Annotated in this window: 23 protein-coding genes; 15 read left to right on the forward strand and 8 right to left on the reverse strand. The window is 64.6% G+C overall.

The genetic code is table 11. The features are described from left to right. The first annotated feature begins 119 nt into the window (after positions 1–119). The gene (locus J2Y68_RS06880; RefSeq protein ID WP_309991378.1) at positions 120–1166 is read left to right on the forward strand and encodes a LacI family DNA-binding transcriptional regulator; all 1047 of its coding nucleotides are present in this window, start codon (positions 120–122) and stop codon (positions 1164–1166) included. Here J2Y68_RS06880 and J2Y68_RS06885 read toward each other — a convergent pair. After that, on the reverse strand, positions 1158–2618 hold the full coding sequence (locus J2Y68_RS06885) for a lipase maturation factor family protein (protein ID WP_309991381.1): 1461 nt from the start codon (positions 2616–2618) through the stop codon (positions 1158–1160). The genes J2Y68_RS06880 and J2Y68_RS06885 overlap by 9 nt on opposite strands. Positions 2619–2703: 85 nt before the next feature. On the opposite strand from J2Y68_RS06885, the gene dxr reads away from it, so the two are divergent. Genes dxr through J2Y68_RS06910 form a run of 5 tightly spaced genes read left to right on the forward strand, consistent with a single transcriptional unit; the run spans position 2704 to position 7648 of the window. Beyond that, positions 2704–3891, forward strand: coding sequence for a 1-deoxy-D-xylulose-5-phosphate reductoisomerase (gene dxr / locus J2Y68_RS06890; protein ID WP_309991384.1), 1188 nt, complete (start codon positions 2704–2706; stop codon positions 3889–3891). A 32-nt stretch (positions 3892–3923) separates the two neighbouring features. Continuing rightward, on the forward strand, positions 3924–5255 hold the full coding sequence (locus J2Y68_RS06895) for a M50 family metallopeptidase (RefSeq protein ID WP_309991387.1): 1332 nt from the start codon (positions 3924–3926) through the stop codon (positions 5253–5255). Between the two features lie 43 nt (positions 5256–5298). Then, entirely contained in the window at positions 5299–5592 is a 294-nt protein-coding gene (locus J2Y68_RS06900; RefSeq protein ID WP_309991390.1) for a YciI family protein, read from the forward strand. 48 nt (positions 5593–5640) lie between these two features. Continuing rightward, the gene (ispG, locus tag J2Y68_RS06905; RefSeq protein WP_011774258.1) at positions 5641–6807 is read left to right on the forward strand and encodes a flavodoxin-dependent (E)-4-hydroxy-3-methylbut-2-enyl-diphosphate synthase; all 1167 of its coding nucleotides are present in this window, start codon (positions 5641–5643) and stop codon (positions 6805–6807) included. After that, on the forward strand, positions 6770–7648 hold the full coding sequence (locus J2Y68_RS06910) for a GNAT family N-acetyltransferase (RefSeq protein WP_309991662.1): 879 nt from the start codon (positions 6770–6772) through the stop codon (positions 7646–7648). The genes ispG and J2Y68_RS06910 overlap by 38 nt, the downstream gene beginning before the upstream one ends. Positions 7649–7661: 13 nt before the next feature. Here J2Y68_RS06910 and J2Y68_RS06915 read toward each other — a convergent pair whose 3' ends face one another. The 3 genes from J2Y68_RS06915 to J2Y68_RS06925 are packed head-to-tail and all read right to left on the reverse strand — an operon-like array spanning position 7662 to position 9771. Beyond that, positions 7662–8273 carry a TetR/AcrR family transcriptional regulator gene (locus tag J2Y68_RS06915; protein ID WP_309991394.1) on the reverse strand — a complete coding sequence of 204 codons (612 nt, stop codon included), beginning with the start codon at positions 8271–8273 and terminating at the stop codon, positions 7662–7664. Then, positions 8270–9013 (reverse strand): ABC transporter permease, encoded by a 744-nt coding sequence (locus J2Y68_RS06920; RefSeq protein WP_309991665.1) that lies wholly within the window; start codon positions 9011–9013, stop codon positions 8270–8272. The genes J2Y68_RS06915 and J2Y68_RS06920 overlap by 4 nt, the downstream gene beginning before the upstream one ends. A gap of 8 nt (positions 9014–9021) precedes the next feature. After that, complete coding sequence (locus tag J2Y68_RS06925) at positions 9022–9771, reverse strand: ABC transporter ATP-binding protein (protein ID WP_309991397.1); 750 nt, start codon at positions 9769–9771, stop codon at positions 9022–9024. Between the two features lie 506 nt (positions 9772–10277). Here J2Y68_RS06925 and J2Y68_RS06930 point away from each other — a divergent pair. Together J2Y68_RS06930 and J2Y68_RS06935 are read left to right on the forward strand one after the other, a co-directional pair. Then, positions 10278–12089, forward strand: a complete 1812-nt coding sequence (locus tag J2Y68_RS06930; protein WP_309991400.1) for a proline--tRNA ligase — start codon at positions 10278–10280, stop codon at positions 12087–12089. Continuing rightward, the gene (locus J2Y68_RS06935; protein ID WP_309991402.1) at positions 12086–12883 is read left to right on the forward strand and encodes a sulfite exporter TauE/SafE family protein; all 798 of its coding nucleotides are present in this window, start codon (positions 12086–12088) and stop codon (positions 12881–12883) included. The genes J2Y68_RS06930 and J2Y68_RS06935 overlap by 4 nt, the downstream gene beginning before the upstream one ends. Before the next feature lie 8 nt (positions 12884–12891). On the opposite strand, the gene J2Y68_RS06940 is transcribed toward J2Y68_RS06935, so the two are convergent. From J2Y68_RS06940 to J2Y68_RS06950, 3 genes are read right to left on the reverse strand one after another with little or no spacing between them, the layout of a single operon-like run. After that, positions 12892–13911 carry an aminoglycoside phosphotransferase family protein gene (locus J2Y68_RS06940; protein ID WP_309991404.1) on the reverse strand — a complete coding sequence of 340 codons (1020 nt, stop codon included), beginning with the start codon at positions 13909–13911 and terminating at the stop codon, positions 12892–12894. 34 nt (positions 13912–13945) lie between these two features. Continuing rightward, positions 13946–14674, reverse strand: a complete 729-nt coding sequence (locus tag J2Y68_RS06945) for a VIT1/CCC1 transporter family protein (protein WP_309991407.1) — start codon at positions 14672–14674, stop codon at positions 13946–13948. A gap of 51 nt (positions 14675–14725) precedes the next feature. Beyond that, entirely contained in the window at positions 14726–15760 is a 1035-nt protein-coding gene (locus tag J2Y68_RS06950) for a DUF4439 domain-containing protein (RefSeq protein ID WP_309991410.1), read from the reverse strand. A gap of 157 nt (positions 15761–15917) precedes the next feature. On the opposite strand from J2Y68_RS06950, the gene J2Y68_RS06955 reads away from it, so the two are divergent. From J2Y68_RS06955 to J2Y68_RS06980, 6 genes are all read left to right on the forward strand, one after another. Then, positions 15918–16529 (forward strand): ribosome maturation factor RimP, encoded by a 612-nt coding sequence (locus J2Y68_RS06955; protein WP_235521797.1) that lies wholly within the window; start codon positions 15918–15920, stop codon positions 16527–16529. Continuing rightward, positions 16529–17509 carry a transcription termination factor NusA gene (gene nusA / locus J2Y68_RS06960; RefSeq protein ID WP_211711825.1) on the forward strand — a complete coding sequence of 327 codons (981 nt, stop codon included), beginning with the start codon at positions 16529–16531 and terminating at the stop codon, positions 17507–17509. Before J2Y68_RS06955 ends, nusA begins: the two co-directional genes overlap by 1 nt. Positions 17510–17695: 186 nt before the next feature. After that, the gene (locus J2Y68_RS06965) at positions 17696–18037 is read left to right on the forward strand and encodes a YlxR family protein (protein WP_309991415.1); all 342 of its coding nucleotides are present in this window, start codon (positions 17696–17698) and stop codon (positions 18035–18037) included. A 152-nt stretch (positions 18038–18189) separates the two neighbouring features. Further along, a complete protein-coding gene (gene infB, locus J2Y68_RS06970; RefSeq protein WP_257371137.1) occupies positions 18190–21078 on the forward strand; it encodes a translation initiation factor IF-2 in 2889 nt (962 codons plus the stop codon). 77 nt (positions 21079–21155) lie between these two features. Next, on the forward strand, positions 21156–21659 hold the full coding sequence (gene rbfA, locus J2Y68_RS06975; protein WP_309991418.1) for a 30S ribosome-binding factor RbfA: 504 nt from the start codon (positions 21156–21158) through the stop codon (positions 21657–21659). Between the two features lie 84 nt (positions 21660–21743). Next, the gene (locus tag J2Y68_RS06980) at positions 21744–22226 is read left to right on the forward strand and encodes a nucleoside deaminase (RefSeq protein WP_257371133.1); all 483 of its coding nucleotides are present in this window, start codon (positions 21744–21746) and stop codon (positions 22224–22226) included. Positions 22227–22238: 12 nt separating this feature from the next. Here J2Y68_RS06980 and J2Y68_RS06985 read toward each other — a convergent pair whose 3' ends face one another. Further along, positions 22239–23393, reverse strand: coding sequence for a pyridoxal phosphate-dependent aminotransferase (locus tag J2Y68_RS06985; RefSeq protein WP_309991421.1), 1155 nt, complete (start codon positions 23391–23393; stop codon positions 22239–22241). A gap of 34 nt (positions 23394–23427) precedes the next feature. On the opposite strand from J2Y68_RS06985, the gene truB reads away from it, so the two are divergent. Beyond that, complete coding sequence (truB, locus tag J2Y68_RS06990) at positions 23428–24351, forward strand: tRNA pseudouridine(55) synthase TruB (protein WP_309991424.1); 924 nt, start codon at positions 23428–23430, stop codon at positions 24349–24351.

Raw genomic sequence — 24351 nt, forward strand, 5'->3', positions numbered from 1 at the left:
AGCCACGTCACCGTCAAGGGTGTTTTTGCGAAAACTTCCCGCCAACCTTTCTGGATTGACGTCGTGGAGGACGCTGCTGCACACTAAACACATCCGAAACTTTTCGAAAGCAGGCTGCCGTGGTCTCTGACGACCGACCCTCCAAATTGACGCTGTCCGCCGTGGCCCAGGAGGTCGGAGTGTCGGTCCCCACGGTCTCCAAGGTGGTCAACGGGCGTGCCGATGTGGCCCAGGGAACCCGTACGCGGGTACTGGAAGCGCTCCAGCGGACGGGCTATAAGACGCCGCTCCAACGCAAGGGCAAACCCGTGCAACGGACGGTGGAAGCAGTATTCGACTCGTTGAACTCCGCCTACAACATGGAGATCCTCAACGGTGTCATGGAGCAGGCCAATCTCTCCGGCATGGAAGTGGTCCTCTCGGTGACTGGCCTGCAGGCTCCGCCGTCCCTGGGGCCCGAGGAACGGGCGCAGCGCATGATAGATGAAGGTCGCAGCGGAATGATCGTGGTCACCTCGGCCTTTGGGGCGACGCAGCTCGAAGCCTTCCAGCGACGTCAGATTCCCATCGTGGTGATCGACCCCCTCAATCCGCCACCTTCGAACCTGTTCAGCGTCGGCGCGAGCAACTGGGCCGGCGGCAAGGCAGCTGCCATGCATCTCCTCGAACTTGGACACCGCCGGATCGCGTTCATCGGCGGCCCGGATACGGCAGAGTGCAGCCAGGCCCGCCTGCATGGCTACATGGCGGCGCTCATGGCCGAAGGCATCACTGTGGAACACGAGTACGTCTCGGCCGGCAAGTTCCGGCCGGAGAACGGCGCCGCGGCCTTCAAAGCGTTGTTGGCCTTGGAGGACCCGCCTACGGCGATCTTTGCCGGCAGCGACAGCATCGCCTTGGGTGTCCTGGCTGAGGCGCGACGACAGGACGTGCGGATTCCCGAAGAGATGAGCCTGGTGGGCTTCGACGGGACCTACCAAGCAGAAGAGTCCATCCCACCCCTGACGTCGGTGAGTCAGCCGCTGCAGGAAATAGGCCGCTCCGCGTTGAACTTCATCCTCCGCCAAATGCAAGGGGAAGAAATCGACTCCCGAAGGGTGGAACTGGCAACCCACCTCGTTGTCCGCGAGTCCACTGCTCCGCCGCGGGCCACAGCGCTACGGTAGGTCCCGCCGTCGTGGGTTCAGCTGCAGTGGCGGGATGGCCTCATACAGCAGCACCCGCACCCAACGGTCCCCGGTTTCGCGGAACTCGGCGCGACTCGCGAAGCGGTACAGGTAGCTTCGCGCCCGGACCCATCGCGGGCGGCCGCCGTCGAACGGGTCCTGCCGAAGCAGCCCAAGGGTCGGCTTGTCGGCCTCCAGCAGTTTATCCAGGAAGGCGTAGAACCAGTCCTCGTGGACGGTCCGCAGCGGCAGGAACCACATCAGCCAGTCCAATCGAAGGTGGTATGGGGCCCATTGCCGCGGAAGCCGCCGGACATCCCCGGGCTTGCCCCTGAAGCCGTACTCCAGCCACCGTTCGTCCGGCGCGTCAGGCTCCGCATCGAGTGTGCCTTCCACCACGATCTCGATCCGCTGCTTCGTGACCGTCCCGAACGCGCCATAGGCGTTGACCAGACGCCAGCGGTTGAAGCTGGCATTCATCAGTTGGCGGCGGGAGAACAAGTTGAGCAGTGGGCGGTAGCTCAGCACCAGCAGCAGCGCCGTAACAAGCACGACGACGGCGAGCCACCACAACGGGGTTTCGGCACCTGGGTGCCACTCCAGCGGGATGGACGGAAAGACGGCGTGTGCCACGGGATCGTTCACGGCGGCGAAGGCCAAAACGATCGCCACCCAGTTCAGCCACGCGAAATTCCCGCTCGCCACCAGCCAGAGCTGAGTCACGATGATGATGCCCGCAGCAACGCTGGCCAGGGGCTGCGGAGCGAACAGGAAGAACGGGACCACGAGCTGCGCAAAATGGTTGCCCAACACCTCCACCTTGTGCAGCGGACGCGGCAGCAGGTGCGCCTGCCTGCTGAGCGGGCCCGGCATCGGCTGGGTTTGGTGGTGGTAGAACATTGCTGTCATGTCCCGCCACTCACGGCCGCCACGGATCTTGATCATGCCAGCGCCGAACTCGAGCCTGAAAACCAGCCACGCGATCATGATCAGGATGGTGGTGGGCGGGGGAGTCTGGTCCGACCCCAGGAAAGCCACGGTAAACCCAGCTTCAAGGAGCAGGATCTCCCAGCCGAAGCCGTAGAACGTCTGGCCGACGTTGACGATCGACATGTACAGGAACCACAGGGCCAGAAACGCCAGCATCGGCAGCCAGGGAGGGCCCGTTTGGGGGAGTCCGACCACCAGCAAGGCGGCCACGCTGATACCCGTCCAGCACACGGTATTGAGCAGCCTGTCCGAGTAGCGCCAGCGAAAAAGGGTGGGCCGGGCCAGCCGGCGCGCCATGTCCAGAAACGCCGGCACGGGAAGCAACCCGCGCTCGCCGAGAAGCGCGGGAAATTGGTTCAGCGTGGACAGGAAAGCAACCAGGTACAGCGCGGCCGTGCCGCGCTGCAGGACCTGCCGCGCGAACTCGTAGTCCCGAGCATCAAACCAGGACAGCCACTCCACGGTTCCACGGTACGCCCGGCCTGAGGTTCTCCACATACGTTTGGGTCCGGTCGCTGCCCTCCTCGGCGGCTGGGATACTTAAGGAATGCAGCCGCGCAAGATCGTCATCCTCGGGTCCACCGGTTCCATCGGCACACAGGCGCTTGACGTCGTCGATGCCGCCCCTCATCGTTTTGAGGTGGTGGCGCTGAGTGCCGGCGGCGGAAACCTTGGACTCATCGCGCAGCAGGCCGTCCACACCCGGGCCCAGGCGGTGGGCATCGCCCACGGGGATCCGGCGATGCTCCGGCAGCTGATCGATGCCGCGGCCGCCTCCGAAGGCGTCAGGGGATTCGCACCGGAGATTTTCGTTGGCCCGGACGCGTCCACCCGGATCGCAGCCATCGCTTGCGACGTGGTCCTGAACGGCATCACGGGTTCCATAGGGTTGGCACCAACGCTGGCCGCGCTCGGCACCGGGGCCACGCTGGCCCTGGCGAACAAGGAATCACTGATCGTCGGCGGTGCTCTGGTCAAGGCCGCGGCCGGCCCAGGACAGATTGTCCCTGTTGACTCCGAACATTCGGCCATCGCCCAATGCCTGCGCTCAGGAACTGAGCAGGAAGTCGAAAAACTGATCCTGACCGCTTCGGGAGGCCCGTTCCGTGGCCGCACGCGTGAGCAGCTCCATGGCGTCACGCCGCAGGAAGCCCTTGCCCACCCCACCTGGGACATGGGCCTGATGGTCACCACCAATTCAGCCAGCCTCGTCAACAAAGGCTTGGAAGTGATCGAAGCCCATCTGCTCTTCGATGTTCCCTTGGACAGGATTGAGGTGGTGGTCCACCCCCAATCGGTGGTGCACTCGATGGTCCAGTTCGTGGACGGCTCCATCATTGCCCAGGCATCGCCTCCGGACATGAGGTTGCCCATTGCGCTGGGCCTGGGATGGCCCGATCGAGTCCCGCATGCCGCGAAAGCCTGCGACTGGAGCCAAGCCACCAGTTGGACGTTTGAGCCCCTTGATACCGCGGCTTTCCCCGCCGTGGACCTCGCCAAGGATGCCGCGAAGCAAGGCAGTACTTTCCCTGCCGTGTTCAACGCCGCCAATGAAGAGGCCGTTGAGGCCTTCCACGCCGGGCGCATCAGGTTCACCGACATTGTGGACACGGTGGAGTCCGTCCTCAGCGAACATTCAGGCTCTTCGGAGCTAACGGTGGAGTCGGTGCTGGATGCTGAGAAGTGGGCACGCGCCCGAACCCACGATCGTTTAGCCAGCAGCAGCGCCCTGTAGCCACAAACCCCTACGGAAGCAGTCCCACCGGTATGAGTCCCGTCCTTCTCTTCATTCTCGGAGTCGTCTTCGTCGCGATCGGCGTTGCTGTCTCCATCGCGTTGCACGAGGTAGGCCACCTGGTGCCCGCGAAGCTCTTCAAAGTGCGCGTCACCAAGTACATGATCGGCTTCGGGCCTACCCTCTGGTCCCGGAAAAAGGGCGAAACGGAGTACGGCTTCAAGGCCCTTCCCCTGGGTGGCTATGTGGCCATGATCGGCATGTACCCGCCCAACAAGGACGACGGCGCCGTCCGGCCCTCCAGTACGGGGATGTTCCAGACACTCGCCACCGAGGCGCGTTCGATGGCGCATGAAGAAGTGGGTCCGGGCGACGAAAAGCGCGTGTTCTACAAGCTGCCCGTCTGGAAAAAGATCATCATCATGCTCGGCGGTCCAGCCATGAACATGATCATCGGCCTCATCCTGCTGGCAGTGCTCCTGATGGGTTTCGGCGTGGCCCAATCAACCACCACCATTGCCGACGTTTCCAAGTGCCAGGTAGCTGCAGGCCAAACCGTTGACCCAGATTCCGCGGATTGCAAGCTCACCCCGGCCGCGGCCGCGGGACTCCAACCGAACGACACCATCACCTCTTTCGACGGCAAGGCCGTGACCAGTTGGGACGAGTTGACCAGCTGGATCCGGGCATCTGCTGGCAAGGACGTTCCCATCACGGTGCAACGCAACGGCGCATCAGTGGAGACCACGGTGACCCCCGTGCTCTCCTCCCGGCCAGTGGTTGGAGCTGATGGACGTGCCGAGCAGGACGCCAACGGTGTCCTCAAATACCAGGAAGTCGGATTCCTGGGGATCGGCGCACAAAGCGCCTTGGTTCCCCAACCGGCGTCGGCGGTACTTCCCATGGCAGGCGAGAACATCAAGCAGATCGCCGGTGTGATCTTCAACCTGCCCGCCAGGGTGGTGGGCGTCGCCAAGGCGGCCTTCAGCGAGGAGCCCCGGGACCCCAATGGTCCCATCAGCGTGGTGGGTGTCGGCCGGGTGGCCGGCGAAGTCGCCGCCATGGAACAGGTGCCCATGCAGGCGCGGATTGGAACCCTGGTGGGGTTGTTGGCCGGGCTCAACTTCGCGCTGGCGATCTTCAACCTCATCCCGCTCCTGCCCTTGGACGGCGGCCACGTTGCCGGTGCCCTGTACGAGGGCGCACGCCGCCAGGTGGCCAGGTTGAGGGGAAAACCGGACCCCGGAGCGTTCGACATCGCCAAGCTGTTGCCTGCTACCTACGTTGTGGCCGCGTTGCTCATGGCCATGGGTGCGCTCTTGATCTACGCAGACATCGTCAAGCCCGTGAACATCTTTGGCTGAGCTGTGAATATTCTCGGCGGGGCAGGCGGGATAGGCTAGCTTCATGACTGTTTTTGCTGTGGAGTACGTTTACGTCGCCGATTCCGATGCCCTGCGCGATGAAGCCCGGCCTGCGCACCGTGCCTGGCTCGGCGAACTGGCTGAGGAAAACACGTTGCTTGCCAGCGGCCCGTACGGTGACGGCGCCGGTGCCCTGTTGATCTTCAAGTCTGCGGATGAAACCCAGCTCAACGACCTCCTCAAGGAGGATCCGTTCGCTGCCGCCGGTGTTATCGCCGGCATCCGAACCACGGAATGGTCCCCGATCATCGGTGTCCTGGCCGCCCACACGTCCTGACGCGGCCGTCCTCCACTACATCGCCCCACCCCAACCCAAGGAGTCCACGTGACCTCGGTCAGCCTGGGAATGCCAGCAGCCCCACCACCCGTTCTTGCCCCGCGACGTAAGACGCGGCAGATCAAAGTGGGTTCAGTGGGCGTTGGTTCTGATTCGCCCATCAGCGTTCAGTCAATGACCACCACGCCCACCACGGACATCAATGCCACGCTGCAGCAGATCGCGGAGCTCACAGCATCGGGCTGTGACATTGTCCGCGTCGCCTGCCCGTCCGCCGATGATGCCGAAGCGCTGCCCATCATTGCCCGCAAGTCCCAGATCCCTGTGATCGCCGACATCCACTTCCAGCCGAAGTACGTCTTCGCCGCCATTGAGGCTGGCTGCGCAGCAGTCCGCGTGAACCCCGGAAATATCCGTAAGTTCGATGACCAGGTCAAGGAAATCGCCGCGGCGGCCCGGGACCACGGCACGTCAATACGCATCGGCGTCAATGCTGGGTCCCTCGAGCCCGGCATCATGAAGAAGTACGGCAAGGCCACACCGGAAGCCCTTGTTGAGTCCGCTGTCTGGGAAGCCTCCCTCTTCGAAGAGCACGGATTCCACGACTTCAAGATCTCGGTCAAGCACAACGACCCCGTCATTATGGTGGCCGCCTACGAGATGCTCGCCGAGAAGGGCGACTGGCCCCTGCACCTTGGTGTGACCGAGGCCGGACCTGCCTTCCAAGGCACCATCAAGTCGGCCACGGCCTTCGGTGCGCTCCTGTCGCGCGGTATCGGCGACACCATCCGGGTCTCCCTGTCTGCCCCGCCGGTGGAAGAGATCAAGGTTGGCAACCAGATCCTGCAATCTTTGAACCTGCGCCCCCGCAAGCTCGAGATCGTGTCCTGCCCATCGTGTGGCCGCGCCCAAGTTGACGTCTACACGCTGGCCGAACAGGTCACGGCCGGCCTTGAGGGCATGGAGATCCCGCTGCGCGTCGCCGTCATGGGCTGCGTCGTCAACGGACCCGGCGAAGCACGTGAAGCGGACCTCGGCGTGGCTTCCGGCAACGGCAAGGGCCAAATTTTCGTGAAGGGCGAAGTCATCAAGACTGTGCCTGAGAGCGAAATTGTTGAGACACTGATCGAAGAGGCCATGCGCATCGCCGAAGAGATGGGGGAGGCCGATGGCGAAGATGCTGTCAAGGGTAGCCCCGTGGTTAGCGTCTCGTAACGGGACCGGTTTGGGAGTCAGGGTGCTCGGCAGTGCCGACACCCTGGCTCTTCGCGAGCTTGCAAGCGAGGACGTCGTAGCCAACGTCTTCATTCTTGCGCACTTGGACAGTACCGGCACGGCGGCGCCCACCAGCGGCGGCGCCAGTGTCTTTGGAGTGTTCGACGACGGGACCCTCCTGGGGGCCTGTTGGGCGGGAGCCAACCTGGTGCCCGTGCAACTCGATCCCGGACTGGCTGGGTACGTAGCCAACGCTGCCCACCAAACGGGTCGACGTTACGCGTCCATCTTCGGCCCGGCCGACACAGTGCTCGCGCTGTACTCCCGTTTCGAGCAATTGGGGCACGCCGCCCATGAAGTCCGCTCCCAGCAGCCGCTCCTTACGATCTCCGGCAAACCGGCCACAAGCCCCAATCCTTCGCTGACTTTCGGCAGCATGCAGGACTTCGACCGCATCCTGCCCGCCTGCGCGGCGATGTTCGAGGAAGAGGTTGGCTATTCACCCTTCCTGGGCGGCCAGGAGTTTTACAGCAGGCGGGTGGCCGGGCTCATCCGCCAGGGCCATTCGCTGGTCCACATCGATGCCACAGGCACGGTGGTCTTCAAAGCCGAACTGGGCGCCGTGACCCCGGACGTTACCCAGGTCCAGGGCGTGTGGATGAATCCGGAACTGCGTGGACGCGGCCAGAGCGCCGGGTACATGGCCGCCGTCGTGAATCTTTCCCGCACCTTCGCACCGGTGACCAGCCTGTATGTGAACGACTACAACGCCAAAGCCCGCGCCACTTACGAACGGGTGGGCTTCGAGCAAGTGGGCACGTTCGCGACTGTTCTTTTCTAGGCCAACCGGCTGCTTAGCCGGGGGAGTGCAGGTCGCCGGTGAGGTAGCGCTGGATATTCGGCGAGACCATCCGGACGACGTCCTCCCGGCTCGCCGAGGCCAGGGGCTCAAGCCGGATCACGTAGCGGACCAGCATCAGTCCCACCACCTGTGTTGCCACCAGGTTGCCGCGCATCCGGACCTCCTCGGCGGTTCCCGGAACGCCGGCCATGATCCTGGAAAGAATGGTGCGGTTCACCATTTCCCGCATCAGCGCCGTCTTGGCTGTGGACCCGATGGTTCCGCGGACAAAGGCCACCAGGCCGTGCTGTGCCGGCCCTTCCCAGAGGCGAAGTACCGCACGGACGATCGCCTCCGCCCGCGCCGCCGGGTCCACGACCTCGACGCCGGCCAGCACCTCGGCAGGATCGGCGGGCAACTCAACGCTGGCGGCAAACAGCTGGTCCTTGCCACGGAAGAAGTGGTGGACCATGGCCGGGTCCACTCCCGCGTTACGGGCGACCTGGCGGAGGCTTGTCCCCTCGAAACCCCGTTCAGCGAAGAGCTGGCGGGCTGCAGCGAGGATGGCTTCGCGTGAATGGTCGCCGGCGTTTCGACGGCCCCGCCGCACCTGGGGGAGGCTCACCGGGTCTGCCTCCGGAGGGTCAACGATGCCAGGACAAGGACGCCCACCACGATCCCGCCCATGATCAGCGTGTCCTGCCAGAGTGCTGCGGTGGCTTCGGCGTTCCCGGCAATCTCCTTAAGTGCATCCACGGAGAACGTCAACGGCAGGACGCCTGAGATGGCTTCGAGGACCTGGTTCATGTCGTCCCGTGCCACGAAAAGGCCACACAGCAGGATCTGCGGCACCACCACGACGGGCATGAACTGCACGGCCTGGAACTCGGTGCGGGCAAACGCGGAGCACAGCAACCCCAAGGCCACTCCCAGGACGGCGTTGATGACGGCGATCATCACCACGAAGCCGGGGCTTCCCTTAATGTCGAGGTTGAAGATCCAGTACGCCACGGCGGTGGCCACCAGGGATTGCAGGGAGGCCATGATGGAGAAGGCCAGCGCGTAACCGAACAGCAGGTCGGCTTTATGGATCGGCGTTGTGAGGAGTCGCTCCAGGGTCCCGGATGTCCGTTCCCGCAGCATAGTGATGGAGGTGACCAGGAACATCACCACGAAGGGAAAGATGGCCAGCATCATGAGGCCTACGCGGTCGAAGGTCCGTGGGAAACCAGGTGGAAGCGTTTCGTTTTCGAACAGGAAATACACTGCTGCCAACAGCAAGGCGGGGACCACCAGGATCAGCGCGACGCTTCGGTGGTCGTGCCGTAGTTGTTCAAGGACCCGCCGCGTGGTTGCGATGGTCATGCGTACGTTCATGATGCCACCTCGCTTTCTGCCTCGCCGCGGTCAGCGGCCTTGATGATGGTCAGGAACGCCCGCTCCAGGTCGTCGCTGCCTCCGCGTGCCGCCAGCTCGGCCGGTGTGAGTTGGGCCAGCAGGAGCCCTTCCCGCAGCAGCAGGAGCGAGGAGCAGTGGGACGCTTCTTCCATGACGTGGCTGGACACCAGCAACGTTGTGCCCGACGCTGCCATTGCCGCGAAGCGCTCCCACAATTCGGCGCGCAGCACCGGGTCCAAGCCCACGGTGGGCTCGTCCAGGATGAGCAGTTTCGGGTGGGCCACCAAGGCACACGCCAGCGAAACCCGGCTGAATTGTCCCCCCGAAAGGTCCGCGGCTTTCTGCCGTGCCAGCGGGGCAAGTCCGACGGCGTCAATCGCCTCCGTGACGTCGGCCGCCGTCGCGCCGTGCATGGCTCCGAAGTACCTGACGTTCGCTTCGACGCTGAGGTCTCCGTAGACGCTGGCACCCTGGGTGACATATCCGACGTCGTGCCTTAGCGAGGCGCTTCCCGCCGGGCTGCCCATAACGGTGACGGCCCCCCGGGTGATCCGCTGGACGCCCACGATGGCACGCATGAGCGTGGTCTTGCCGCTGCCGGAGGGGCCCAGGAGTCCGGTGATCCGGCCGGAGTCAACCGTGAAGTCCAGGCCACGGAGTATTTTTGTGTGCCCGCGGGAGATGTGTAGTTCCGTGGCCTCGATGGTCGCTGGAGCAGGGGACATGATGGCCTCCGATGATGCCAATAATTCATCAGGTGATGAAATAAAAGTAGAACGCCTCAGTTGGCCGGTCAAGGGGCAAAGCGAAAGGTCAAGGACTGAAAATCCTTGAAAACGTGTCGGCTATCACATAAGTTCTTCCCAAGCCGTGTCGTTGGGGTGCGGGTGGTTGAGGGGGAATCGTGACAATGACCTTGAAGGGTGCCGTGTGCGCCCGCATCATCCGTGTGTTCGGCAATGACCATTACCTCCCCGCCGCAGGCGATCCCGTTCCGCTGGAGGGAACGGGGAAGTAGTCCCCGGACAGAGTCTGCGGCCAGCCGGCCGCTGAGCCACGCCATCGCAGGATGACCAGCCCACAGCGGCCAGGGGCTTCCACAACGCGACGGCGTGGCTCTTCTGTTTCCGCCGGGGTGGCGGCCGCGCATGTTCAAGGCGCAGTCCGGTGAGCCGGTAGATTAGTAGGCAGTTGTTTTTGCCACATCTGCCATAGAAACGGATACGTACCCGTGGTCCTTCGCCTTTCCCAGTTGTTCCTGCGCACCCTGCGTGAAGATCCCGTCGACGCCGAGGTCGCCAGCCACAAGCTGTTGGTGCGTGCCGGCTATATCCGCCGCGCGGCACCCGGTATCTACACGTGGCTTCCGCTTGGCCTGAGCGTCCTGCGCAAGGTCGAAGAGATCATCCGCCAGGAAATGTCCGCGATCGGAGCCCAGGAAGTCCACTTCCCGGCGTTGCTGCCGCGTGAACCGTACGAGGCCACCAACCGCTGGACCGAGTACGGCGAGGGCCTGTTCCGACTCCAGGACCGCAAGGGTGCGGACTACCTTCTCGCGCCGACGCACGAGGAAATGTTCACGCTGCTGGTCAAGGACCTGTACTCCTCGTACAAGGACCTGCCGTTGAGCCTGTACCAGATCCAGAACAAGTACCGCGATGAAGCCCGTCCCCGGGCAGGCCTGCTCCGCGGCCGCGAGTTCATCATGAAGGATTCCTACTCCTTCGACGTCGACGACGCCGGCTTGGATGCCAGCTACGCTGCCCACCGCGCCGCGTACCTGAAGATCTTTGCCCGTCTTGGCCTGGAAGTCATTCCCGTTGCGGCGACCGCCGGCGCCATGGGCGGCTCCAAGAGCGAAGAGTTCCTGTTCCCCACCGAGATCGGCGAGGACACCTTCGTGCGCTCGGCAGGTGGCTACTACGCCAACGTCGAGGCCGTCACCACCGTGGTCCCGGACGACATCGACTTCACCAACGCGCCCGCTGCCCGGGTCTTGGACACGCCGAACACCCCCACCATCGATACTTTGGTGGACGCAGCCAACCAGCTGGCACCCCGTAGCGAGTCCGACGGCGGCGCATGGGCCGCCGCTGACACGCTCAAGAATGTGGTCCTCGCCGTAACGTTGCCCACCGGTGAACGCCAGATCGTGGTGATCGGCGTACCTGGCGACCGTGCCGTGGACCTTAAGCGCGTGGAGGCGAACATCGGCGCGTTCCTGCCGATCGCCGGCGAAATCGGGCTCGAGGCCGCCAACGAGGAAGACCTCAAGAAGCTGCCGTGGCTGGTCAAGGGCTACATTGGCCCCGGCCTGTCACTCGACGAGCCGGTCCTGGGGCTCGAGGGATCGTCCAAGGTCCTCTTCCTGGTGGACCCCCGGGTCGTTTCAGGTACCAGCTGGGTCACCGGCGCCAACGCCGAGGGCAAACACGTCTTCGGGCTGGTTGCCGGTCGCGACTTCACCTGGGACGGCGTCATCGAAAGCACCGAAGTGCGTGCGGGCGATCCCGCTCCGGACGGTTCCGGCCCGCTGGAAACAGCGCGCGGCATCGAAATGGGACACATTTTCCAGCTCGGCCGCAAGTACGCTGCCGCGTTGGACCTGAAGGTCCTGGACCAGAATGGCAAGCAGGTAGTGGTCACCATGGGCTCCTATGGCGTGGGTGTCACGCGCGCCGTGGCAGCCCTGGCTGAAGCGAACCATGATGACCGCGGCATTGTGTGGCCGCGCTCCGTTGCTCCCGCTGACGTCCACGTAGTGGCTGTTGGCCGTGGCGACGAGATTTTCGAGGCCGCCGAGAAGCTCTCCGCTGAGCTGGAAGCTGCCGGCCTGGACGTCATCCTGGATGACCGCCCCAAGGTCTCCCCGGGCGTCAAGTTCGGCGACGCCGAGCTCGTAGGCGTACCCACCATCCTGGCCGTTGGCCGCGGACTGGTGGACGGCGTCGTGGAAATCAAGGACCGCCGTAGCGGCGAAGCCGAGAACGTTCCGGTGGACAAAGCCGTGGATTACGTGGTCAACGCTGTACGAAACCGGTGATCTCCGGCTTCGAGTCGATCCAGCTCACCACTCTCATCCTGATTGTGGTGGCTGGATTCGCAGCCGGCTGGGTGGATGCAGTGGTTGGGGGCGGGGGACTGATCCAGCTCCCCGCCTTGCTGCTGGTGCCCGGCATCACGCCAGTCCAGGCCTTGGCGACCAACAAAATGGGTTCCATTTTCGGAACTACCACCAGTGCCGTCACGTACTATCGCCGGGTCCGTCCCGACTTGAAAACGGCCGTGCCCATGGCCGTCATCGCTTTGGCCGGGAGTTTCGGCGGGGCGATCCTGGCAGCGTCGCTTCCGGCCAGTGTTTTCAAGCCCATCATCGTGGCGGCCCTCATCGCCGTCGCTATTTTCACCGCCTTGCGTCCCACCGCCGGCGAGCTGACAGCACTCCGCCACGATGGCCGTAAGCACTACGTCGTTGCGTGCCTGATCGGCGCCGTGATCGGCTTCTACGATGGCTTGATCGGCCCGGGCACTGGCTCGTTCCTGATCATCGCCCTGGTCTCGGCCATGGGATACGCCTTCCTCGAGGCCAGCGCCAAAGCGAAGATCGTCAACATGGCCACGAACGCCGGAGCCTTGATCTTCTTCCTCCCGCATGGCTCCCTGCTCTGGGGCGTGGGCCTGGTCCTCGGCCTGGCGAACATGGCCGGTGGCTACTTGGGCGCCCGCACGGCAGTAGCCAAGGGGAGCAGCTTCGTGCGCGTTGTCTTCCTTATCGTGGTGGCCGCCCTCATCATCAAGCTCGGCATGGACGTCTGGAACGATAACTTCGCAGGGTAGCCCCGTCCCTAAGCCGATTCCCCTGGACCGGGGAGATCGTGCGCGGCGGGAAGGCCATCCAATGTCCGGCCGGCCAAGGTGCTTGCAACCCAGAGGGAACGGGCCAGATCCCCGCCGTGCGCGGGTTTTCCGGCGTACCACAAAGCATTCTCCACATCACGGGCGATACTCCATTGCCGGGCGGCCTCGGGATCGAGCCCGGCGGCGAGGCTGAATTCGTGGCAGCGGTCGCGCAACGCAGCCTCCGGGTCAGTCCGTGAAAGGTCGCCAATGCGGTTCCACAGGATGGGTGCGACGGCGAATTCGGCCTCACCGATCTGGGGCTGCGGGTCGATGGCCAGGTAGGGGTCGCGTCCGGCCTCGCCTGCATCCAGGGTGGCCAGGATGTTCATGAAATGCAGGTCTGTGTGGACCAGGACGTCTTTTCCGGCGCGACGCCCCACGGCACCCCGTGTTTGGCACACCTCCAGTGCAGCCTCCAGCAGCCACCTGGGGAAGGGCCGGTCCAGCCGCTCCCATTCGGCAGGCAGCTCGTCGCTCCACCGTTCGGCGGTGGCGGCAATATGGTCCAGGTCCCGCCATTCAGGCTTGTCGTCAGGCGTGATGGACAGTTCACGCATGATGGCCCCCCACGCATCCCGCGCCTCCACCAGTGGAGCGTCCTGGAGCCAGCGGGTAGCGTCCAGCCGTTCCAGCAGCATGGAGCAAGTCAGGGCATCGGCTGCAAGGAGCCGGACCGCTCCACGTCCTCCCCACAGCGTGAGCGCATGGCGTTCCACCCGTGCTTCGTCGTGCGGAAACGCTATCTTCAGGGCTGCGGGCTCCCCGTGCCACAACACAGGCACCACCAAGGCGCCGTGGCCGTTCCAGGGCTCGGCGCCCGGAGCCAGGTCCACCGTCAGCTGCCAGCGGTCCAGGGCATCGGAAATAAGCCCGGGGAGGCTAGCCAGCCAGTCCCGGCCCGCAGAGTCACGGTTGTACCGGGCGTGGAGGTCGCCTGGCATCGGAATCATCGCGTGAAGGGTCACGCGATCAGCCTAACGCCGCTGCAACGCCAGCCTCCTAGAAAACGCCGCTGGCACCCAAGAGGGTTCCGATGGAGAACGTTGCCGCCAAGGCAAGTGCGCCGCCAACAACCACGCGTGCTGCGGCGCGGAACCGGGGAGCTCCACCGATCCAGGCGCCCACTGCGCCGGTGATCGCCAGGGCCAGCAAGACCGCTGCGAAGGTGAGCGGCACACGCAATTCCGGCGGCGGAAGCAGGATGGCCAGCATGGGAAGGACTGCACCCAGTGTGAACGCCACCGCCGAGGCGAGTGCGGCATTCCACGGGCTGACGATGTCGTCCTCGTGGATGTTCAGCTCGGCGGAAAGATGGGCGGCCAGTGCGTCGTGCTCCGTCAGTTCTTCGGCCACCGTCCGGGCAGTCTTGGGGCTGAGCCCCTTTGACTCATAAATGGCCGCCAACTCGTTGAGTTCTTCCTCGGGTTCCTCGGCAAGCTCGCGGCGTTCCTTTTCAATCAGGGCCCTCTGCGTGTCGCTTTGGCTGCTCACGGACACGTACTCACCCAACGCCATGGAGATGGCACCGCCCACCAGGCCGGCCGTGCCCGCGGCGAGGATACTCCCGGAGCTGGTGGTGGCTCCGGCAACGCCCACCACGATCGCCGCGACGGAGACAATTCCGTCGTTCGCGCCCAGGACCCCGGCACGCAACCAGTTCAGGCGGTGCGCCAGATCGTCCCGATGGGGTTCGTTCTCATGCATGGTCGCAGTTTCTGTGGAAGCCATAGACCAAGCCAAGCACCGCGGGACGGCCTTGACCAGCATGGCTAGGCTGCCCTATCTGCTGCTGGAAGTGGGGGAGGAGGCGGCACTGGGCGTCGGCAGCGAAGGCAGGTCGCCGGCGTCGAGCTCCAAGCCCGGGAGCGCCGGCAAACCGGCGCCCCACGCGGCGCTCCGCCTGGAAGCGGCCAGCAGGCCGTCGATGGCCCAGTCGCGGGTCCCATCGGCGGACAAGGCCACAAGATCACCGAAACGCGGTAACGAGGATGACTCGAGGTCTGCCAATGCCGCGGCCGGGTCTTTGGCGAACTTCGCCGGGAGCCGGTATCCCGCCTCACCGGCCGGGACATCTCCGCAGTTCACGCGGGTCAGGTCCTCGGCCTGCCGGAGCACCACCTCATGCACCTCGAGGTCACGGGCAGCCGCAGAAACACTGGAAGCGCCGAGCCGTTTGACCGCGACCTGGTAAACATAGACCGCTTCGTGCTGGGCACGGACCAGCGACGCCAAGGCCGTGTCGGTGGTGGCTGAATCCGGGTCCGGCGTGGGGCCGGCGGAGGGGCAGGACCCGGCGGCCGGCGGAGAAACGGGAACCCTGCTGGTTGTGGGTCGGGAAGGTTCCGGCAGCTTCCACGCGGCGGCCAGCTTTTCGGCGGACAGCAGCTGGGCGGATCCGACGGCGGCCAGCAAGCGTGCCATGCCGCCGTCGGACCCGCGGGCGTCGTCCAGGCGTTGCTGCCCGCTCCGTGACAACTCCGTGACGAACAAGGACGCCTTCGCGGACGAAGCGGACGAAACGGGGTCCGTTGGTGACGCCGCGGCGGGGGACGTGGGCAGCAGGCCGGCCGGGTCCAGCAGGGCCCGGGCGTGGGTTGTCAGCAAAGTCACAGCATCGGCGGCGGCAGGCTTCGCAGCATCCAGTCCCGAGGCGTCAGCCAGCGCAGCGGCCGTATCACGGAGCAGCAGGGTGTCTTCCAAAGCCGCAAGGCGTGCGTTTTCGGAGAACGACCGGGCTGGGGGAGTCCCGGAATCACGCGGAATAAGGACCATGCCGGTGCCGACTACCAGCAGGGCTACCACTGAAACGAGCACGAGCCTGCCCCACGCTGGTGCTCGTTGCTTTTTGGTTCTCTGCTCGTCCACAACACACCATGGTGTCATGTGGGCGGCGAAGTCCGTGCACGCAAGTTCCCGCGAAAATCGTTAGGCTAGTAGTCACAACAACATCTATCGGGAGGCGGCGGGCAACGTGAGTGACTCGGAAGCCACGACTTCACCGGACCGTTCTGAATCGAACTCAACGGCCACCATCCACAACCCGGAAGAGAGCAGGCTTAAAGCGCTGCTCGAACCGGCCGTCCTTGCCAGCAGGCTCTACCTCGAGGATGTTTCCATCCACGTTGCCGGCTCACACCGGACGGTCCACGTCGTAGTGGACCTGCCGCAGGAGGAGACCGGAGGCGTCAGTCTTGACGCCATAGCCGACGTCTCGCGCGGACTGTCCGATATTCTGGACAACGATCCCCAGGACGACGGCCGTCCGTACGACCTCGAGGTCTCATCGCCCGGCGTTGGACGTCCCCTGACGGAACCGCGGCATTGGCACCGCGCCCGGGGCCGCATGGTCAGGGTCAACGTCATTCAGGGCGACAACCTCCTGGGCCGGATCGCCTCAGTGGGCGATGACGCCGTGACGCTGATCCCGGAGCACGAGGTCAAGAAGGGCATGAAGCCCAAGCAGGGCGACCCCATCACTATTCCTTTCGACAGGATCCGCCAAGGAAAAGTCGAGATTGAATTCAGCCACCTCCACGAGGCTGCGCTGGAAGACGAACACAATGGACCTTCCGAGGAGGCCTAATGGATATTGACATGAGCGCACTGAGACTCCTGGAGCGTGAGCGTGAAATCCCGCTGGATCTCCTGATTCCCACCATCGAGCAGGCTTTGCTGGTGGCGTACCACAAGACGCCCGGCGCCTTTGAAAAGGCCCGTGCTGAGCTGGATCGCAAGAGCGGCCACGTGACCATCTGGGCCACGGAAATCGACGACGACGGCGAGCCGATCGGCGAGTTCGAGGACACCCCTGCCGGTTTCGGCCGTATCGCCGCGAGCACGGCACGGCAGATCATCCTGCAGCGCCTTCGCGACGTCGAGGATGACAACGTGCTGGGCGAATTCAAGGGCCGTGAAGGCGAACTCGTCGCCGGCATGATCCAGCAGGGAAACAACCCCCACATGATCCAGGTCAACCTCGGAGCTGTTGAGGCCCTGCTGCCGCCGCCCGAGCAGGTTCCCGGTGAGAAGTACCTGCACGGAAGCCGCCTGCGTGCCTTCGTGGTGGACGTCCACCGTGGGGCTAAGGGACCGTCCATCACGCTGTCCCGTTCGCACCCGGGCCTGGTCCGTAAACTCTTCGAAATGGAAGTCCCCGAGATCGCGGACCACTCCGTGGAGATCGTTGCGCTTGCCCGCGAAGCCGGCCACCGTACCAAGATCGCCGTCAAGGCAAACACTCCCGGCGTCAACGCCAAGGGTGCTTGCATCGGTGAAATGGGTTCGCGTGTCCGTGCTGTCATGACCGAACTGAACGACGAAAAGATTGACATCGTCGACTTCAGCGACGACCCCGCGACGTTCATTGCCAACTCGCTGTCGCCGTCGCGAGTGAATTCCGTCACTATCACCGACGAGTCGACCCGCTCGGCGCGCGTAGTGGTACCGGATTACCAGCTTTCCCTGGCGATCGGCAAGGAAGGCCAGAACGCACGCCTTGCAGCCAAGCTGACTGGTTGGCGGATCGACATCGTCTCCGACGCAGCACCGGCCAAGGCCGAATAGCGTCCCGGTCGGGGTCGGCTTAACGCCGCGCTGGCGGTGTGCCCGGTTTCGGGAGTCCGGAGCCGGGGGCTAGACTAGATGGAACCGGGCTTACGTCCGGTATCCGCGCGCCTTGGCGTGCCTCAGCTGCATTCGCAGGACCGGGGCCCGTCGGGTGCCAGTAGCGTAAGGCAGGTTGGACACATCGTGGCTGAACTGCTTGAGCACGGCCATGGGCCTGTTCGCACGTGTATCGGATGCCGGAAGCAAGGCTCCCGGTCCGAGCTTGTCCGGCTGGTCGCCCAAGGCGCCAGTTCGTCCACCGTCGTGGTGGATGAACGACGCCGGATGGCCGGCAGGGGTGCGTGGCTGCACCCCAGCGAAAAGTGCTTGGCATTGGCGATCAAGCGGCGCGCTTTCGGAAGGGCCCTTGCGGGCGCTACCGAGACAACCGCCGTCGAACGCTACCTGATGCCGGGCGCGCCACTCGTGGAGGCCCACGCTTCCACTGGCAAACCGTCCAAACCTGAAAGCGGGTCAGAAAACTGATGGAAACCCGATGAGTTCCCAGCGATGAGTGCGTAACGATGACAACTTTGTTGCGCTCTGCAATGGGCCTTTCCGCCGTGCAAACGGCTGAGGCCCGCATAAAGAAGTAGACGGTTCGTGCCTGGCTCGGTGCGGACCGAGACAGGAGAAATGTGGCCAAGGTCCGCGTACATGAGCTCGCCAAAGAGCTCGGTATTACTTCCAAAGATGCAGTGACAAAACTGCAGGAATTGGGCGAATTCGTTCGCTCCGCCTCTTCCACCATTGAGGCCCCCGTCGTGAAGAAGCTTCGCGACGCCTACCCGGGTGCCGGCGCTGCAAAGTCCGCCGCCCCCGCAGCCGCTCCCGCGGCAACCCGTCCCGCAGCATCCCGCCCGGCCGCCCCGGCACCGGGCCCGGCGGCACCGAAGGCTCCGGCCCCGGCGCCTGCTGCTCCGTCGTCGGCAACCCCGTCGTCGGCAACCCCGGCACCGGCCGCTCCGGCTCCCGCGGCACCTGCTCCGGCAGCCCCGGCAGCGCCTGCTGCTTCCAACCCCGTTTCGGCCAAGCCCGGTGCCCGTCCTGCCCCCAAGGCAGAGACCCCGGCTCCGGCACGCCAAGGCGGCCAGGCTCCTCGTCCCGGCGGTCCCCGCCCGGGCAACAACCCGTTTGCTACGTCCCAGGGCATGCCCCGTGGCCGTGGTGGCGATGGAGACCGTCCGCCGCGTCCGGGTAACAACCCGTTTGCTCCGTCGCAGGGCATGCCCCGTGGCGAGCGTCGCAACGACGGCGAACGTCCCGGTGGTCCCCGTCCCGCAGCTGGTGCCGGTGGACCCCGTCCCGCAGCAGGCACTGGCGGTCCCCGTCCGGGCGCCCCGCGTCCGGGTGCACCCCGTCCGGGCGCTCCGCGTCCCGCCGGTGGTCCCGGTGGCGGAAACCGTCCTACTCCGGGCATGATGCCCAACCGCACTGAGCGTCCGGCTCCGGGTGGCGCAGGCCGTCCCGGTGGCGCAGGCCGTCCCGGTGGCGGACCGGGTCGTCCCGGTGGCGCACCAGGTGCAGGTACCGGTGGCGGAGCTCCCGCCGGCGGTGGCTTTGGCAAGGGTGGCCGCGGTCGCGGTGGTACCCAGGGTGCCTTCGGCAAGGGCGGCGCCGGTCGTGGCAAGCAGCGCAAGTCGAAGCGGGCAAAGCGCCAGGAACTGGAGCAGATGAGTGCTCCGTCGCTGGGTGGCGTATCGGTACCCCGCGGCGATGGCGAGACCATCATCCGCTTGCGTCGTGGCTCGTCCATCACGGACTTTGCCGAGAAGATCGATGCGAACCCCGCGTCGCTGGTAACCGTTCTGTTCCACCTCGGTGAAATGGCCACGGCTACGCAGTCCCTCGACGAAGACACCTTTGGCCTGCTTGGCGCCGAACTTGGCTACAAGCTCCAGGTTGTTTCGCCGGAAGACGAAGAGCGCGAGCTCCTCGACCAGTTCGACATCAACATCCAGGACGAGCTCGACGCCGAAGGCGACGACGTCCTGGAGCCCCGCGCACCGGTTGTCACCGTCATGGGCCACGTTGACCACGGTAAGACCCGCTTGCTTGACGCGATCCGCAACTCCAACGTTGTGGCCGGCGAGCATGGTGGAATCACCCAGCACATCGGTGCTTACCAGATCAGCCACGTCCACGAGGGCAACGCCCGCGACATCACCTTCATTGACACCCCCGGTCACGAGGCCTTCACGGCCATGCGTGCACGTGGTGCCAAGGTCACTGACATCGCGATCCTGGTTGTCGCAGCTGATGACGGCGTCATGCCGCAGACAGTGGAAGCGCTCAACCACGCCCAGGCAGCCAACGTGCCGATCGTTGTCGCAGTGAACAAGATCGACAAGGAAGGCGCCAACCCTGACAAGGTCAAGGGCCAGCTCACCGAGTACGGCCTGGTTCCCGAAGAATACGGTGGCGACACCATGTTCGTTGAGGTCTCTGCCCGCCAGAACCTCAACATCGACGAACTGATCGACGCCGTCCTGCTGACGGCCGATGCTGCTCTGGACCTGCGCGCCAACCCGGACAAGGACGCTCGAGGCATTGCCATCGAAGCGAACCTGGACAAGGGCCGCGGTGCTGTTGCTACCGTCCTGGTCCAGTCCGGTACCTTGGCTGTTGGCGACACGATCGTGGCCGGTACGGCTCACGGCCGCGTCCGCGCCATGTTCGACGAGAACGGCGAGGCACTCGATGTAGCACTGCCGTCCCGTCCGGTCCAGGTCCTGGGCCTCTCCAACGTCCCGCGTGCAGGTGACACCTTCCTGGTGACTCCTGACGAGCGTACGGCCCGCCAGATCGCCGAAAAGCGTGAAGCAGCAGACCGCAACGCCGCGCTGGCCAAGCGTCGTAAGCGCATCAGCCTGGAAGACTTCGACCAGGCCGTCGCCGAAGGCAAGATCGACACCCTCAACCTCATCCTCAAGGGTGACGTGTCCGGTGCCGTGGAAGCCCTCGAAGACGCCTTGCTCAAGATCGACGTCGGAGACGACGACGTTCAGCTCCGTGTCATCCACCGCGGTGTGGGTGCCATCACGCAGAACGACGTCAACCTGGCCACGGTGGACAACGCCATCATCATCGGCTTCAACGTCAAGCCTGCTGAGCGCGTTGCGGAACTGGCTGACCGTGAAGGCGTGGATATGCGCTTCTACTCGGTCATCTACGCTGCGATCGACGACATCGAGATGGCCCTCAAGGGCATGCTCAAGCCGGAGTACGAAGAAGTCCAGCTCGGCACCGCCGAGGTCCGCGAAGTCTTCCGTTCCTCCAAGTTCGGCAACATCGCAGGCTCGATCGTCCGCACGGGCATCATCCGCCGTAACTCCAAGGCACGTGTCAGCCGCGACGGCAAGGTCATCGGTGACAACCTCACCGTTGAGACGCTCAAGCGCTTCAAGGATGACGCCACCGAAGTCCGCACCGACTTCGAGTGTGGTATCGGTCTTGGTTCCTTCAACGACATCAGCGAAGGCGACATCATCGAGACCTTCGAGATGCGCGAAAAGCCGCGCGTCTAGGTTCCCTGTGGAGCGGGTCCGTCGGGTAGCCCCGGCGGACCCGTTCCGTACCCGTTTCTACTTTCCAGGAGGAAGTCATGGCTGATCCCGCACGCGCCGCCAAATTGGCACAGCGGATAAAGGTCGTCGTTGCTGAGGCCCTCGGACGTCGGGTCAAGGATCCGCGCGTCGAGTCCATTACGGTCACCGACGCCCGCGTCACCAACGACCTTCAGCACGCAACCATCTACTACACCGTCTTTGGCGATGAAGTGGCCCACACCGACGCCGCTAAGGCGCTGGAGAAGGCCAAGGGTGTGCTGCGCCAGGAAGTTGGCCGCAACATCACCGTCCGGCTGACCCCGACGCTGGAGTTCGTCGCCGACCAGATTCCGGTTAACGCCTCCAACCTTGAGGAACTGTTGCGCGAGGCCAAGCGTCGCGACGCGGAGGTAGCTGCTTTGGCTGCCGGTGCCAAGCCGGCTGGCGAGGCCGACCCGTACAAGAGCGACTCCCCGGCCGAAATAGACGAAGACGACTTCGACGAAGAGGACATCGACCTCTCCGGCGAAGACGAACTCGACGAAGACGCCAACCGCTAAGAACTCAAAGTTTTTGTTCAGATAATGCCCCTAAGCGACGCTCTTAGGGGCATTATCTGTTTACAAACTGGTTAGGATCGGAGCATGTCGGCGCACGATGCTCAGCAGCGGGATGAATATTTGAACCGGGCCATTCGCTTGGCGGTGCAAAACGTTTCCGACGGCGGCGGCCCTTTCGGCGCCGTCGTGGTCACCGCGGACGGAACCGTCCATGAGGGTGTCAACCGGGTTACACGCGACCACGATCCCACGGCGCACGCGGAAGTGGTGGCCATTCGTCGTGCGGCTGCCGAGCTGAGGAAGTTCGACCTCACCGGTTCCGTTCTCTACGCAAGCTGTGAGCCTTGTCCGTTGTGCCTGTCGGCGACGCTTTGGGCCAGGATCGGACGCGTCTACTTTGCCGCGGACAGGCACGGCGCGGCGCGGGCCGGCTTCGACGACGCAGTGTTCTATGAGTACTTCGCCGGCAGCAGGCCGGAACTTCTCCCCGTGGAGCACGCCCAGTTGGCAGCGGCGGAGGACCCGTTCGAGGCCTGGAAGCACCATACGCGCCGGACGTCGTACTAGGTCCGGCGGCAGCTAAACCTTCGCTGGAAGGCGATTGACGCCGTCGAGCAGGTCCTGGTGACCGCCACAAAGGGCGATCCTGATCCAGCCCTCGCCGATCGACCCGAACGCTGTGCCCGGCGCGAACGAGACTCCCGATTCCGCCAGGAACTTGCGCACCCACGTGCGGACGTCCCCGCCGCTTACGTGCGATACGTCGGCCCAGAGATAGAACGCGCCCTGTGCCCCGAGGAACGGAATACCCTTGGCTTCCAGCACGGCCGAGGCTGCGTCGCGGTTGTTCCGGTAATGATCGCGGGCCTGGTAAACGTAGTCCTGCGGCCCGGTCAATGCGGCCAAGGCAGCGTACTGCGACGGAGACGCGACGCAGGAGACGATCGATTCCATGACGTTGTTCATCTTCTGCTCAATCCCCGGAGGGCAGATCAACGCCCCGATGCGCAGGCCTGTCAGTCCGTACGTCTTGGACAGCGTCAGCGAGGTGAACACGCGGGCTTCCCCTGGGACGTTGCTGTCGAAGCGCGCCGGGCTGACGTGCGGGACATCGAAGGTGAAGGCTTCGTAGCATTCGTCCGAGATGATCCAGAGGTCGTGCCGGACGGCCAGTTCCACCAATTCCCGGGTGGCTTCTTCACTGATGACCGCCCCCAACGGGTTGGACGGCGAATTCAGCACGAGGACACGGGTCCGCGGCGTGATGAGTGCTTCGATGTCCTCGATGTGCGGCTGGAAGTCGTTCTTGGGATACAGCGGATACTGCACGGGCACGGCGTGAAGCAGCCGGCTGGTCATGGCAAACGTGGGGTAGCCGGGGTTCGGGATGAGGATCTCGTCGCCGGGGGAGAGGAGAAGGCTCATGGCGAAATGCAGGCCTTGCTGGGCGCCGTCCACCACATAAACCCGTTCAGCACCGATCCCTACGCCCTGCTGTTCGCGGAAGCGGGCGGCGAACGCTTCCCGGAGAGCGGGTATCCCCGCGTTGGGTGTGTAGTTGGTCTCATCCCGGTCCAGGCAGGCAATGCCGGCGTCGAGGACGTGCCGTGGCAGCGCGAACCCCGGTTCGCCGATGCTCAGGACGATCGCACCGGGGGTGGCCCACGCGGCCTCGGTGATTTCGCGGATCTGGTTCACGGGGACGTCACGTACGTGCAAGGCAAGCTCAGGCATGGGAGCCATCCTAGCCACCCATATACTGGTAAGCGTGCTTTCTGGACTGGTAATCGTTGACAAACCGCAGGGATGGACCAGCCACGATGTGGTTGGCCGGATGCGGCGGCTGGCTGGTACCCGGAAAGTGGGGCATGCGGGGACGCTCGATCCCATGGCCACCGGCGTCCTGGTGCTTGGCATCAATAAGGCGACCCGCCTGCTGACTTACATCGTGGGCACCTCCAAGACCTATACGGCCACCATCAGGCTCGGTGAAACCACCATCACAGACGACGCTGAGGGCGACGTCACGGAGGCCCGCAGCGCCGCGGACGTCTCTGACGAAGCCATAGCGGCCGGGGTTGCTGCGCTCACGGGCCCTATCCAGCAGGTGCCCAGCAGCGTGAGTGCCATCAAGGTCAACGGCGAACGCTCCTACGCGCGGGTCCGCTCCGGTGAAGAAGTGAAGCTCGCAGCGCGCCCCGTGACGATCCACCGCTTCGACGTGCACGCCATCAACAGGCTCGACGGCGGCAGGGTAGTTGACGTGGACGTCACCGTGGAATGTTCTTCCGGGACCTACATCCGGGCCCTGGCCAGGGACCTCGGAAACGATCTGGGCGTCGGTGGCCACCTCACGGCCCTGCGCCGGACCCAGGTGGGTCCCTATACCCTCGAGCAGGCCAGGACCCTGGAGGAACTGGCGGAAGAGCTCAACGTCCTGGACATGTCCCTCGCTGCCCGGTCCCTCATGCCCAACCGTGAGCTCACCGAGGACGAAACAACGGAGATCTCCTTCGGCCGCCGGATTGCGGCCGGTCCGGGTGCCGGCACCGCCGAGGCTGCCACGGCCGAAAGCCCCGCAGCAGCCTTCGCGCCCTCCGGGGAACTCGTGGCATTGCTGGCTGACACCGGGAGCTTTGCCAAGCCCGTGTTGGTGTTCGCCCCGGGAACCGGTTCAGGGGAGGCGAAGTAG

Source organism: Paenarthrobacter nitroguajacolicus (assembly GCF_031455195.1).
In the GTDB taxonomy this organism is placed as follows: Bacteria; Actinomycetota; Actinomycetes; order Actinomycetales; family Micrococcaceae; genus Arthrobacter; species Arthrobacter nitroguajacolicus_D.